The 12199-nt window shown below is 72.0% G+C and carries 12 protein-coding genes; 8 read left to right on the top strand and 4 right to left on the bottom strand.

Features of this window, described 5'->3' with window-relative positions:
- Nucleotides 1-18: 18 nt before the first annotated feature.
- Both J4573_RS11635 and J4573_RS11630 read right to left on the bottom strand, forming a co-directional pair.
- Entirely contained in the window at nucleotides 19-1185 is a 1167-nt protein-coding gene (locus J4573_RS11635) for an acyl-CoA dehydrogenase family protein (protein ID WP_208255375.1), read from the bottom strand.
- Nucleotides 1186-1195: 10 nt separating this feature from the next.
- Nucleotides 1196-2338 carry a CaiB/BaiF CoA transferase family protein gene (locus J4573_RS11630; RefSeq protein ID WP_208255374.1) on the bottom strand — a complete coding sequence of 381 codons (1143 nt, stop codon included), beginning with the start codon at nucleotides 2336-2338 and terminating at the stop codon, nucleotides 1196-1198.
- Between the two features lie 54 nt (nucleotides 2339-2392).
- On the opposite strand from J4573_RS11630, the gene J4573_RS11625 reads away from it, so the two are divergent.
- From J4573_RS11625 to J4573_RS11590, 8 genes are read left to right on the top strand one after another with little or no spacing between them, the layout of a single operon-like run.
- The gene (locus J4573_RS11625) at nucleotides 2393-3871 is read left to right on the top strand and encodes a class I adenylate-forming enzyme family protein (RefSeq protein ID WP_208255373.1); all 1479 of its coding nucleotides are present in this window, start codon (nucleotides 2393-2395) and stop codon (nucleotides 3869-3871) included.
- 24 nt (nucleotides 3872-3895) lie between these two features.
- Complete coding sequence (locus J4573_RS11620; protein WP_208255372.1) at nucleotides 3896-4699, top strand: FadR/GntR family transcriptional regulator; 804 nt, start codon at nucleotides 3896-3898, stop codon at nucleotides 4697-4699.
- Nucleotides 4700-4745: 46 nt separating this feature from the next.
- Nucleotides 4746-5522 carry an SDR family NAD(P)-dependent oxidoreductase gene (locus J4573_RS11615; protein WP_208255371.1) on the top strand — a complete coding sequence of 259 codons (777 nt, stop codon included), beginning with the start codon at nucleotides 4746-4748 and terminating at the stop codon, nucleotides 5520-5522.
- A 47-nt stretch (nucleotides 5523-5569) separates the two neighbouring features.
- Complete coding sequence (locus J4573_RS11610; RefSeq protein WP_208255370.1) at nucleotides 5570-6718, top strand: acyl-CoA dehydrogenase family protein; 1149 nt, start codon at nucleotides 5570-5572, stop codon at nucleotides 6716-6718.
- Nucleotides 6715-7656: an acyl-CoA dehydrogenase family protein gene (locus J4573_RS55230; protein ID WP_208255369.1), complete on the top strand. Its 942-nt coding sequence runs from the start codon at nucleotides 6715-6717 to the stop codon at nucleotides 7654-7656. The genes J4573_RS11610 and J4573_RS55230 overlap by 4 nt, the downstream gene beginning before the upstream one ends.
- Nucleotides 7653-8435, top strand: coding sequence for an enoyl-CoA hydratase/isomerase family protein (locus J4573_RS11600; protein WP_208255368.1), 783 nt, complete (start codon nucleotides 7653-7655; stop codon nucleotides 8433-8435). Before J4573_RS55230 ends, J4573_RS11600 begins: the two co-directional genes overlap by 4 nt.
- Nucleotides 8432-9610 carry an acyl-CoA dehydrogenase family protein gene (locus J4573_RS11595; RefSeq protein ID WP_208255367.1) on the top strand — a complete coding sequence of 393 codons (1179 nt, stop codon included), beginning with the start codon at nucleotides 8432-8434 and terminating at the stop codon, nucleotides 9608-9610. The genes J4573_RS11600 and J4573_RS11595 overlap by 4 nt, the downstream gene beginning before the upstream one ends.
- Nucleotides 9607-10653, top strand: coding sequence for an acyl-CoA dehydrogenase family protein (locus tag J4573_RS11590; protein ID WP_208255366.1), 1047 nt, complete (start codon nucleotides 9607-9609; stop codon nucleotides 10651-10653). Before J4573_RS11595 ends, J4573_RS11590 begins: the two co-directional genes overlap by 4 nt.
- On the opposite strand, the gene J4573_RS11585 is transcribed toward J4573_RS11590, so the two are convergent.
- Together J4573_RS11585 and J4573_RS11580 are read right to left on the bottom strand one after the other, a co-directional pair.
- Nucleotides 10619-11605, bottom strand: a complete 987-nt coding sequence (locus tag J4573_RS11585; RefSeq protein WP_208255365.1) for a CU044_5270 family protein — start codon at nucleotides 11603-11605, stop codon at nucleotides 10619-10621. The genes J4573_RS11590 and J4573_RS11585 overlap by 35 nt on opposite strands.
- On the bottom strand, nucleotides 11602-12138 hold the full coding sequence (locus J4573_RS11580; RefSeq protein WP_208255364.1) for an RNA polymerase sigma factor: 537 nt from the start codon (nucleotides 12136-12138) through the stop codon (nucleotides 11602-11604). The genes J4573_RS11585 and J4573_RS11580 overlap by 4 nt, the downstream gene beginning before the upstream one ends.
- Between the last annotated feature and the right edge of the window lie 61 nt (nucleotides 12139-12199).

The raw sequence follows: 12199 nt of genomic DNA, 5'->3' as shown, positions 1-12199 counted from the left end.
CTCCTCGGTCGGAGTTCCTCAGTACGACTTGGGCATGCCGAGGACCTTCTCGGCCAGGAAGTTGAGGATCATGTGCGGGCTGACGGGGGCCGTACGGGGGATGAGGATCTCCCGCAGGTAGCGCTCGACGTGGTATTCCTGCGCGTAGCCCATCCCGCCCAGGGTCAGCATCGCGGTGTGGCAGGCCTCGAACCCGGCCTCGGCCGCCAGGTACTTTCCCGCGTTCGCCTCGACGCCGCAGTCCCGCCCCGCGTCGAACAGCGACGCGGCCTTCATGATCATGAGGTCGGCGGCCTCCAGCTGTGCCCAGCACTTGGCGAGCGGATGCTGGATGCCCTGGTTCATGCCGATGGGACGGTCGAAGACGACGCGTTCGCGCGCGTAGCGGGCGGCGCGCTGGATCGCGGCGCGGCCGAGCCCGATCGCCTCGGCGCCGAGCAGGATCCGCTCGGGGTTCAGCCCGTGCAGGATGATCTTGAAGCCGTCGCCCTCGGCCCCGATGCGGTCCTCCTCCGGGATCCACAGGTCGGAGATGAACAGCAGGTTGGAGTCCACCGCGTGGCGGCCCATCTTGCGGATCGCCCGGACCTCGATCTTCGACCGGTCGAGGTCGGTGAAGAACAGCGACAACCCGTCCGTCTTGCGCTTCACCTCGTCCAGCGGGGTCGTGCGCGCGAGCAGCATCATCTTGCCGGCCACCTGGGCGACCGAGATCCAGACCTTCTCGCCGTTGACCAGGTAGCCGCCGTCGCGCCGTTCCGCCCGCGTCGTGAGCTTGGTGGTGTCGAGCCCGGCGTTCGGCTCGGTCACCGCGAAGCACATGCGCTCCGCGCCGGTCAGCACCGGCGGGATCATCCGCTGCCGCTGCTCCTCGGTGCCGAACTGCGCGACCGGCTGCAGGCTGAAGACCGGGCCGTGGATGCTGGAGGCCGCGGCCATCCCGCCGCCCGACTCTGCGACGGCCTGCATCATGATCGCGGCCTCGGTGATGCCGAGCCCCGCGCCGCCGACGGGCTCGGGCATCGCGATGCCCAGCCATCCGGCGTCCGCCATCGCCTTGTGGAAGTCGTGCGGGAAGACGCCGTCCTCGTCGCGCTCCAGCCAGTAGTCGTCGGGGAACCGGGAGCAGTGCTCCAGGACCGTGGCCCGGATGAGCCGCTGGTCGTCGGTCAGGGAGAAGTCCACGTCGCCGTCCTCACGTGATGTTCAGCTCGCCCAGCACGTCCTCGGTGTGCGCGCCGAGCCGGGGCGCGGGCCCGGCGACCCGGCCCGGCGTCCGGGAGAACCATGCAGGCGGCCCGGGAAAGCGCACGGGGCCGTTGGGGGAGTCCACCGTCTCGAAGAAGCCCGCCTCGTTCAGGTGCGGATTGTCGAAGAGCTCGTCGAGCGTCCTGACCGGCGCGGCGGGAATGTCCAGTGAACGCAGCAGGGCGAGCCACTCGCCCGTCGTGCGCTGGGCGAAGGTCTCGCCCAGGAGCCCGTAGACGGTGTCGATCTCGCGCGAGCGCAGTTCGAGCGTGGCGAAGCGTTCGTCGGCCCACGGTGGCCGCACGGCTTCGACGAACGCCGTCCACTGCTTGTCGTTGTAGACCAGCGCGGCGATGTGCCCGTCCTTGGTGCGGTAGGGCCTGCGGTTGGGCGCCACGGCACGCGGGTAGGCCGCGGTGCCGAGCGGCGGGCTGAACATCGCGCCGTTGGCGTGCTCGACCAACATGAACGCGGCCATGGTCTCGAACATCGCGACCTCGACCTCCTGGCCCTCGCCGGTCCGCTCGCGATGGAACAGCGCCATCATGGTCGCGTAGAGCGCGGTCATCCCGGCGACCTTGTCGGCCATGATCGTGGCGACGTAGCCGGTCTCGCCCGTGAGGCGGCCCTGCGCGTACGTCAGCCCGCACTCGGCCTGGATGGTGTCGTCGTAGGCGGTGAGATCGGCGTCGGGGCCGCGCCGCCCGTAGCCGTAGCAGTTGGTGTAGACGATCGACGGGTTGACCGAGGCCACGTCGTCGTAGCCGAACCCGAGCCTGGCGATCGCCTTGGCCCGCATCGAGTGGATGAACACGTCGGCGCCCTCGATCAGCCCGCGCAGCGCCCGCTTGCCGTCGCCGTCGCGCAGATCCAGCACGACGCTCCGCTTGCCGCGGTTGGCGTTGACGAACACGCCCGCCATGCCCGGCTCGGGCCCGGCCGAGATGTAGCGGGTGTTGTCGCCCGCCGGCGGCTCGATCTTGATCACGTCCGCGCCCATGTCGGCCATGATCTGCGTGCAGTACGGGCCCATCACCATGGCCGTCAGGTCGACGACGCGCACCCCCGACAGCGGGCCTGTGTGTTCCATACGCCACCGAGCCTAAAGGTAGAATCCTTGTAAGGATAGTGCTATCAAGATTTCGTGAGCATCGCACGGGTCCTGGACGCGTCGCTGGCGGAACGCCCGCAGGCCACGGCGGTCGAGGCGGCCTCGGGGGCGTGGTCCTACGCCGGGCTCGACGACCGGGCGCGGCGGGCGGCGGGCGCGCTCTGGTCGCTCGGCGTGCGTCCCGGCGACCGCGTCGCGGCCTGCCTCCCGAACGACCTGGACATCGTCGCCGCCTTCCACGGCGCGCAGCGGATCGGCGCCGTGTGGGCGGGGATCGGCGAGACCCTCGCGCCGGCAGAGCAGTGGGAACTGCACGACCTCTGCGACCCGGCGATCGTGCTGGCGGGGCCGCGCTGCCTCCTGGACGGACCGGCCTGCGTTCATCCGGATCGGTGGGCGAGCCTGATGGCCCGGGATGAGAAGGCGCCCGCAGTCGAGCAGGACATCGACACGCCCGCCGGGATCGCGTTCACCAGCGGAACCTCGGGCCGCCCCAAGGCCGTCGTGCACAGCCAGCGCAACCTGCTTCTGCCCGGCGCGGTGCTCACCGCCACCAGGGGATGGGGGCCGGACCTGCGCAAGGGCGACAGCTTCCCGCTCACGATCCTCAACCTGATGGTCCTGTCCACCCTGCTCACCGCGCAGGCGGGCGGGTGCTCGATCGTGATGGACCGGCGCGACGCCGCCGGGGTCGCCGACTGGATCGCCGCGCGACGCGTCACCGTCTGGAACGGCGCGCCCGCGCAGCTCTACGACCTGGCCCGGCGTCCGGAGGCGGACCTCGCCTCCCTCCGTGAGGTGTGGAGCGGAGGCGGCGACACCTCCGACTCCGTACGGCACGCGTTCGCCGAGGCGCACGGCCTGGTTCCCCGGGTGACGTACGGGCTCACCGAGGCGCCGACCGTCGTGTCGATCGACCCGCCGGGAAGCGAGTGGCGGCCGCGCGCGAGCGGCCGTGTGCTGCCGCACTACGACGTCGCGTCCTACGACGACGAGGGCCGCCGCCTCGCGTCGGGCGGGGCCGGCGAGCTGCGGCTGGGCGGGACGAGCTTGGGGCGATGGGCCGACGCGTGGACGCCGATGCTCGGGTACTGGGAGGAAGGCCGCGTCAGACCTCCCGAACCCGGGCCGATCCCCACCGGCGACGTCGGGACCGTCGACGAGGACGGCTGGCTGACGGTCATCGACCGCAAGAAGCTGGTCATCGTCAGGGGAGGGGCGAACATCTACCCGCTCGAAGTCGAACGGGTCATCTCGGCGCACCCGGACGTCGCCCGGGTCGCGGTGTGCGGCGTTCCCGACGAACGGCTCGGGCAACGGGTGGCCGCCGTGGTCGAGAGCGCCGGTCCACCGCTCGACTTCGCCGTGCTCACGCGGCTCTGCCGGAACGAGCTCGCGCCGTACAAGGTCCCGGAAGTCTGGTCGCAGGTCGAGGCGCTGCCGGTGAACGCCATGGGCAAGGTCCTGCGTGCCGGGCTGAGCGACCTGGTCGCGTCGCGAACGGGGGAGTGAGCCATCCCTGCTAATCTTGCAATCATGGAACGTGCAGGAGCTCAGCACGCCAAGGTCTCGCAGCTGCGCATGGCCGAACTGGTCGCCTCCGAGCTCCGCGACCGGATCCTCGCGGGTGGCATCGTCGACGGCTCCTCGCTTCCGAAGCAGGACGAGCTCGTCACCGAGTTCGGCGTGAGCTACCCGTCGGTCCGGGAGGCGCTGCGCATCCTGGAGACCGAGGGCTTCATCACCGTCCGGCGCGGCAACCGCGGCGGCGCCGTCGTGCACGCCCCCGACATCGGGACCGCCGGCTACGCCCTCGGGGTGACCCTTCAGGCGATGCAGGTCAGGGTCCCCGACCTCGGCGACGCCCTGGCGAACCTCGAACCGCAGTCGGCGGCGCGCTGCGCGGAACGGCCGGACCGCGAGGAGGTCGTGGTGCCCCGGCTGGAGGAGCTGCTCGCCGAGGGCAAGGACTGCATCGACGACGGCGCGGCCTTCACCCGGGCCTCGCGCGAGTTCCATGACGTCCTGGTGGGCTTCGACCCCAACGCCACCCTCCGCGTGGTCGTGAAGAGCCTGACGTCGCTCTGGTCGGTCCAGGAAGAGGCCTGGGCGGACGTGCAGATGTCGCGCGGCGCCTACCCGTCGCCCGAAGACCGTGCCGTCGCCCACAAGGCCCACGAGCGGCTGGTGAGGAGCATCGCCAAGGGCGACGCGCGCAGGGCCGAACGGCTCGCGCGCGAGCACCTCACGGCGACCCAGCACTGGGTGTGCCGCACGTTCGAGGACAGGGTGATCGACGCGGCGTCCAGCCGGAGCCGGATGCGGTTCCGCCGCGGCTGAGGCGGCAGATCGCGCCCCGGCCGGTTCGCGGTGAAGGGAGACCTGCGTGGCGCCGGACCGCGACGTCGCTCTGCGGATGTTCGGCCTCGACGGCCGCGTCGCGATCGTGACCGGGGCCTCGTCGGGCCTCGGAGCCTCAGTGGCGGAGGCACTGGCCTCGGCGGGCGCGCGGGTCGCGGTGGTCGCCCGCCGCGCCGACCGGCTGGCCGAACTGGCCGAACGGATCGGCGGCCTCGCGGTCGCCTGCGACCTGTCCGACCTCGACCGGGTCGGCTCGGTCGTACCGGCGGTCGTTGAGGGACTGGGCGAGCCGGAGATCCTCGTCAACGCGGCGGGGAGCATGTTCACTTCCGAACGCGCCGAGTCCGAACCCCTCGATGCGATCCGCGGGACCCTCGACCTCAACCTGGTCGCGCCGTTCCTGCTCGCGCAGGGAGTCTTCCCGCACATGCGCGCCGTGGGCCGGGGCGCGATCGTCAACATCTCGTCCATCAGCGGCCGGGTCGGCGTCCCCGGCATCCCGCAGGCGTCCTACGCGGGCGCCAAGGCCGGTCTGTCCGGACTGACCGCCGAGCTGGCCGTGCAGTGGGCACGGCACTCCATCCGGGTGAACACCGTCGCCCCCGGCTTCTTCCGCAGCGAGATCACCGGCCCGCTCTACGAGACCGAGCGCGGCGCCGAGTACCTGCGCCGCAACACCCCGCTGCCGAAGGAGGGCACCGCGGACGACATCGTCGGCGCCGTGCTGTGGCTGGTGAGCGACGCCGGAGGCTATGTCACCGGGCAGACGGTCGTGGTCGACGGCGGCTGGACCGCCCGCTGAGCGATGCAAGCATTGCAAATATTATAAGGATTACCTATCTTCGTCCCATGGACTTCTCGATGGGTCCGGCCGCCGCGGAGCTCCGCGCCGAGTTGCGCAGGCTGGTGGCGGAGCACGTTCCGCGCGGCTACCTCGGGGCCTTCACCGACGACCCCGAGGACCTGGAGACCGCACAGAAGTTCTGCCGGCTGCTCGCCGAGCGCGGCCTGCTCTGCCCGGCCTGGCCGCGGGAGTACGGCGGGTGGGGCGCCTCGCCCTGGGAGCAGACCGTCGTCCGCGAGGAGATGTGGGCGCACCAGGAGCCGCGCGGCGCGCAGTACATGGGCGTCAACTGGGTCGGGCCCACGATCATGCGGCACGGCACGCCGGAGCAGAGCCGCCGCCACCTCCCGCCGATCGCGCGCGGCGAGGTCATCTGGTGCCAGGGCTTCAGCGAGCCCGACGCGGGCTCGGATCTGGCGTCGCTGCGCACGACGGCCCGGCCCGACGGCGACGGGTGGCTGATCTCGGGCCAGAAGGTCTGGACGTCCTACGCGACCATGGCCCGGTGGTGCTTCCTGCTCGCCCGTACCGCCCGGCGCGAGCGACGCCAGGAAGGGCTCACGATCTTCCTGGTGCCGATGGACGCCCCCGGCATCGAGGTCCGTCCGATCGGCTCCCTGATGGGCCCGCACCACCTCAACGAGGTGTTCTTCAACGACGTCCGGGTCACCGCGGCCGACGTGCTCGGCGACGTGGACGGCGGCTGGGCGGTCGTTCAGGAGGTCCTGTCGTTCGAACGCGTCGGCATCGCCCGCTACGCGCGCTGCGAACGGCTGCTCCAGAATGCACCGCGCGTCCTCGGTGACGGCTGGGAGAGCCTGCCGGGCGAGCTGCGGGTGCGCTGGGCGCGGATGCTGACGCACTGCCGCCGCGCGCGGCTGCTCGCCTACCGCGTCATCGCGCTGCAGGACGAGGGGCGGGTCCGGCCGGGCGACGCGGCCGCGTACCGCATCGCGGTGACCAGGCTCGACCAGGAGAGCGCGGAGGTGCTGGTGGAGATCGCGGCGCTGGCGGCCGAGGACGGCGAGGAGGCCGGGCTGTTCCGCCGCGAGGTGGAGGACCACCTGCGGTACTCGCACGCCTCGACCGTCGCGTCGGGAAGCGTGGACGTTCAGCGGATCCTGCTGGCCCGCGCGCTGCTGGCGGCCTCGTGAGGATCGAGCTGAGCGGCGAGGCCGCCGAGTACGGGCGGCAGGCGTCGCGCGCCTTCGAGGCGGCGGGCGGCGACCGGCTGGTCCAGCTCGCCGAGCAGGAGCCCGGACGACGTCGCGAGCTGGTGGAACCGATCCTGCGCGAGCTCGGGATGTCCGATCTCGAACCTCGCGGCGACGCCGACGACCTGGAGGCCGCGGCGGCCCTGTGCCGCAGCGCCGGGTACTGGGCGGTGCCGTACCCGGTCGCCGAACGCCTCGCCCGGCCCGCCGACCTGGATTGCGACGGTCTCGTGGTCGTCGCCGGTCCGGCGCCTGCGGGACCGGTCGCCGGGCTCGGCCTGCGCTGGACGACGGTGACGCCGGACGGCGCGCGTGGCCGCGCGAGGGTCGTGGCCTCGGAGGTCTCGGCCCGCGGCAGCGCGTTCGTCACCCGGCTCGACGTTCAGCCGATCGACGAGAACGGCGGGGGAGACGTGGCGCTCGGCCTGGTCCTGCCGTGCTGGACGCTCCTCGGCATGCTCGACCGCGCCATGGATCTGACCCGGGCGCATGTGCTCGTCCGCGAGCAGTTCGGCAGGACGCTCGCCGAGCAGCAGGGCGTCCGGTTCCAGCTGGCCGACGCCGAGGTGGAACGCGGCGGTGTCGAGGCCCTGGCCGCGTACGCGCTGTGGAGCGTCCAGGCAGGCCTCCCCGAGGCACTCGACGACGCCCTCGTGCTCCGGTCGGCCGCGCTGGAGGCGGCCGAGGCGGTCTTCCGCACCGCGCACCTGCTGCACGGAGCCATCGGCTTCTGCGACGAGTCGGCCCTGTCGTGGGTGTCCAGGTACAGCAGGCCGATCCGGCGCCTGCCGCTGGGCCTGTCCGCGACCCGCGACCGGCTGACGCGCCGCATCGGACGGCACGGCCTCACCGGCCTGTACCCGGGTGGAACGCCGTGACCTATGAGGACCTGCCCGCCGAGCTGACCGTCGAGTGCGACGGCCCCGTCCGCATCGTCCGCCTCGACCGGCCTGCGGAGCTGAACGCCGTCAACCGCTCCCTGCACTGGGCGCTCGCCAACGTCTGGCAGCGCCTCGCACGCGACCCGGAGGCCAAGGCGGTGATCCTCACCGGCGCGGGCCGGGCGTTCAGCGCGGGCGGCGACCTCGGCTGGATCACCTCCTTCCTCGACGACCCGGTCGCACGCGACGAGAGCCTCCGCGAGGGCGCGCAGATCATCGAGGAGATGCTCCGCTTCCCGCTGCCGGTGATCGCGGCGGTGAACGGCCCCGCGGTCGGGCTCGGCTGCAGTGTCGCGTTGCTGTGCGACGTCGTCCTCATCTCCGAGACCGCGCATCTGGCCGACCCGCACGTCGCCGTCGGGCTCGTCGCCGGGGACGGCGGCGCCGCGCTGTGGCCGCTGCTCACCCTGCTGCTGCGTTCCCGCGAGTACCTGTACACCGGCGACCACATCCCGGCGGCCAAGGCCGTCGAGCTCGGACTCGCGACCCGTACGACCGCTCCGGAGGACCTGCTGCCCGAGGCACGCCGCCTCGCCGCCCGGTTCGCCGCGCAGCCCGCCGAGGCGCTGCGCGGCACCAAGCAGGTCGTCACCATGTACCTGTCCCAGGCGCTGGCCGGTCCGGTGCAGGCGGGCCTCGCCGCCGAGGCCGCCACCATGCGTTCGCCCGAACACCGCGCCCGGCTCCTCGCCCTCGCCGACAAGGCCGGGCCATGACCTCCGCCGGCCTCGACGGGTTCCGGGCGCACGTACGCGACTGGTGCCGGACGCACATCCCGCCGGACTGGCGGTCGGCGCAGACCGGCGTCTCCGACGAGGAGTTCGTGGCGTTCCAGAAGGAGTGGTTCCAGGAGCTGCGGGGCGCGGGCTTCGCCGTCCCGCACTGGCCGGCCGAGTGGGGCGGCGGGATGCCGGTGCCCGAGCAGGCCGTTCTCTACCAGGAGCTCGCCGCCCACGACGCGCCGCGCCTCGTACTGGCGTTCGTCGCGATCCACCACGCCGCCTCGACGCTGCTGGCGGCGGGCACCGAGACGCAGCGGCGGCGGCATCTGCCCGCGATCCTCGACGGCGAGATCTGGGTCCAGGGATTCTCCGAGCCCGACGCCGGATCGGACCTGGCCGCCCTCAGAACGTCCGCGCGGCGCGAGGGCGACACCTACGTCGTGAACGGCCAGAAATGCTGGGCGAGCGGCGCCGCGCACGCCGACTGGTGCCTGCTGCTCGCCCGCACCGACCCGAACGCGCCGAAGCGGCGCGGCATCTCCTACTTCCTGATGGACATGCGCACGCCCGGCATCGACGTGCGCCCCACCAGGCAGGCGACGGGAGATTCGCACTTCTGCGAGATCTTCCTCGACGACGTCGCCATCCCGGCGGCGAACCTCATCGGCGCCGAGAACGCAGGTTGGCGCGTTGCCCAGGAGACCCTGGGTGCCGAACGCGGCATGACCATGCTGGAACTGGCCGAACGGCTGGGCAACGGAGGGTTCGACCGGCTCGTGGACCTGTGCGCGAGCCCCGGGCGGGACGGGAGACGACCCCTCGACGACTCCATGGTGCGAGACCGGCTCGCCGTACTGGAGATCGAGCTCACCGGACTGCGGGCACTCTGCGCCGACCTCGTAGCCTCCGATCAACCCGGGCCTGCGGACGCCTCGATCGTGAAGCTCTGCTACAGCGAACTGCTCCAGAGCCTGACCGACTTCGGCACCGAGATCGCGGGCCCGTCCGCTCACACCGACCTGCGCAAGCCCCTGTCGAGCGGCTGGGAGTCAGGGGCGTGGGTCCTGGACTTCATCGGCTCGTGGGAATGGACGATCCCGGGCGGCACGAGCGAGATCCAGCGCACCATCATCGGCGAACGCGGCCTCGGCCTGCCCCGCGAGCCATGACGTTCTCCGAGCTCGATGGCGAGCTGAGCGGCGTGGTGTCCGGCCTGCTCAAGGACGGCGAGGGTGAACGCCTCCTCACCGACTGGCTGGGCCTGGAGGCGCCCGGCGCGGACGCCACATTCGCGGAGGTCGCCGCCGTCCTCCGCGAGATCGGCCGCGCCGCCGCTCACACCCCCTATCCGGCGGCGGCCCTCGGAGTGGGTTCGCTCACCCTCCTGGCGCGCACCCCCGACCGTGACCAGGTCATCCACGCCGCCGCCTCCGGGGCCGTCCTCCCCATCCTGGCCTTGGACGGCGAGACCGCAGCCGGAACCTTCCGCCTCAGGCAAACCCTCGACGGTGACGCCTCGTTCGTCCTCGACGCGCCCACCGCCGACCACCTCCTCATCCCGGCACTCGACTCCCAGAACGAGCCGGTCATCGTCGGCGTCGCCCCCCGCACGCCTGGGCTGACCGTCGCGGAACAGCCCGTCGTCGACGCCACACGCGGCTTCGGCCGAGTCGTCGCCGAGGCTGTGGTGCCCGGATCGGTGTGGCGATTCAACGACCCGGACACGGCCCTGCGCCGTCTGGCCGACCGTGCCGCCGTCGCCATCGCCTGCGACAGCCTCGGTCTCAGCGAGGCCATGCTGGACGCCACCGTCGCCTACGCCGGGGTACGCGAGCAGTTCGGCCGCACGATCGGCTCCTTCCAGGCCGTGAAGCATGCGTGCGCCGACATGCTCGTCCAGGTCACCCTGGCCAGGCGCCTGGTCGCAGCGGCGGTGCGCGGCGTGGCAACGGACGAAACCGGAGTCGCGGTCTCGCGCGCCAAGTCCTACGCCTGCACCGCCGCTGTCGAGATCGCGGGTAAGGCGGTGCAACTCCACGGAGGCATGGGCTACACCTGGGAGGCCGGGATCCACGCCTACCTCAAGCGGGCCGTCCTCAACCGATCCCTCTACGGCTCGCCGGCACAACACCGCGAACGCGTGGCCGAACACTTCGTCGACCGTCGTCAGCGAACGGTCAGGAGCGCTGCCCGGGTCCGTTCACGACCTTGATCGACAGACGGACCATGAGGTGCTGAACGGTCCCCTTGGGGATTCGCCGGGTCGGCTCCCCTTCGGAGCGCGCCGTGTAATCCTTGATCGCGATCGTGCGTTCACCCAGATAGCCGTAGGTCCGGGCGTCCAGCAGTACCTCCTGGTGCACCCAGTCGTTGGTGATGCCGAGCGCCAGCGCCGGACGGCCGAGCGCGTCCGCTCTGGCCTTCACCAGCGTCACGCCCGGGACCAGCTTGATCGCACGGAAGATCGCCGCCTCCACCGCCGGCGGATGGACGTCGTCCCGCAGCAGCGTGACGAGGGTCTCGTACGCCATCTGAGGTCCACCGGGACCGTTTCCACCGACCTTGCGCAGCAGCGCCGCCGGGTCGGTGGGAAGGGGGAGGTACCGGGCGACCACGGCAGAGCCGACCGTCTCGTGCCCCTTCTCCAGGGTGCCGTTGCGGTACGCGGCGAACTGCTTGCCGTCGGCCCGACGCCAGAGCTCCCAGTCGTCGGTCCTGTACGGGCCGCCCGTGACCATTCCACCGGGTTTGGCGGACGAGGTCTCGCGCATCCTGGTGTAGACCCACTGCCGTCGGCTGGGCACGGTGACCGAAGAGGCCGCCGCGGCCTTGGCTGCCTTGTCCAGCACAAGGCTCGTCTCTGCGGCCGACGCCAACTCGACGGAGGGCAGCGCCTTTCCGGGCGGCGCGGCGGGATCGCCATCGCCATGCCAGACGACGATCGTCCCGGCCGAGACCGCGGTCGCGAGCGCCGCACCGGCCACCGTGAGCCGCAGCCCACGGCTGGGCACGACCGATCGGCTCTTGTCGGCCTGCGATTCCGGGAGAGTGGTGATCTCCTCCAGGAGCCCGCGCGCGGCGGGACGGCCGGCATAGCCCGACAGTGACTCGTCGCTCACACGGGCCGTCGAACGCGCCAGTTGATCGAGGGAATGCGGCTTCATGCCAACGAGCTCCGTTCGCTGATCGCGGGTGTGACGGCCAGATGTTCGACGCCCGCCGCGCGCAACGCGCGGGCCAGGCGTTTGCGGGCGCGGTGCAGCCGGACGCGCGCCGTTCCTGGCGAGCAGCCCAGCACGGTGGCCAGGCCGGAGTGGTTCAGGCCCTCCCAGGCGACCAGGCAGATCACCTCGCGGTCGCGCTCGTCGAGCCCGGCGAGTGCCTGGGTGATCGCGGCGGTGTCGGTGGGATCGACCGGGGCTTCGGCGATCTCGTCCCGCAGCCGCGTCGTGTGCAGCCGCCGCCTTTTCTCCGAACGTCGATGGTTGGCCAGGACGTGCCGGGCGACGCCGTACAGCCACAGCCGCGCCCGGTCCCCGGACGGGATCTCCTCGAACCTCCGCCACGCCACGGTGAAGGTCTCCGCGACGACGTCGGCGGCGTCCTCGGGGGAGGCGCACCGGCGCAGCGCGTACCCCAGGATCGGCTCGTACATCACCGCGTACACGGCCTCGAAGTCGGTCACGCGCTCAGCCATCGGCGCCCTTGGGCTTCGCTCGGTACATCGCAGGCTCCTTCACTGGGGGATGCGGACACCC

This window comes from Actinomadura barringtoniae (assembly GCF_017573505.1).
GTDB classification, from domain to species: domain Bacteria; phylum Actinomycetota; class Actinomycetes; order Streptosporangiales; family Streptosporangiaceae; genus Spirillospora; species Spirillospora barringtoniae.
Note: the sequence above shows the minus strand (reverse complement) of the source record. Positions and strands in the feature narration are given on the sequence as shown.

Coding starts and splice junctions, on each gene's coding strand:
- J4573_RS11630 (WP_208255374.1), bottom strand. CDS start 2,338: ATGGAACACACAGGCCCGCTGTCGGGGGTGCGCGTCGTCGACCTGACG.
- J4573_RS11620 (WP_208255372.1), top strand. CDS start 3,896: ATGGAACGTGCAGGAGCTCAGCACGCCAAGGTCTCGCAGCTGCGCATG.
- J4573_RS11610 (WP_208255370.1), top strand. CDS start 5,570: ATGGACTTCTCGATGGGTCCGGCCGCCGCGGAGCTCCGCGCCGAGTTG.
- J4573_RS11595 (WP_208255367.1), top strand. CDS start 8,432: ATGACCTCCGCCGGCCTCGACGGGTTCCGGGCGCACGTACGCGACTGG.
- J4573_RS11590 (WP_208255366.1), top strand. CDS start 9,607: ATGACGTTCTCCGAGCTCGATGGCGAGCTGAGCGGCGTGGTGTCCGGC.
- J4573_RS11585 (WP_208255365.1), bottom strand. CDS start 11,605: ATGAAGCCGCATTCCCTCGATCAACTGGCGCGTTCGACGGCCCGTGTG.
- J4573_RS11580 (WP_208255364.1), bottom strand. CDS start 12,138: ATGGCTGAGCGCGTGACCGACTTCGAGGCCGTGTACGCGGTGATGTAC.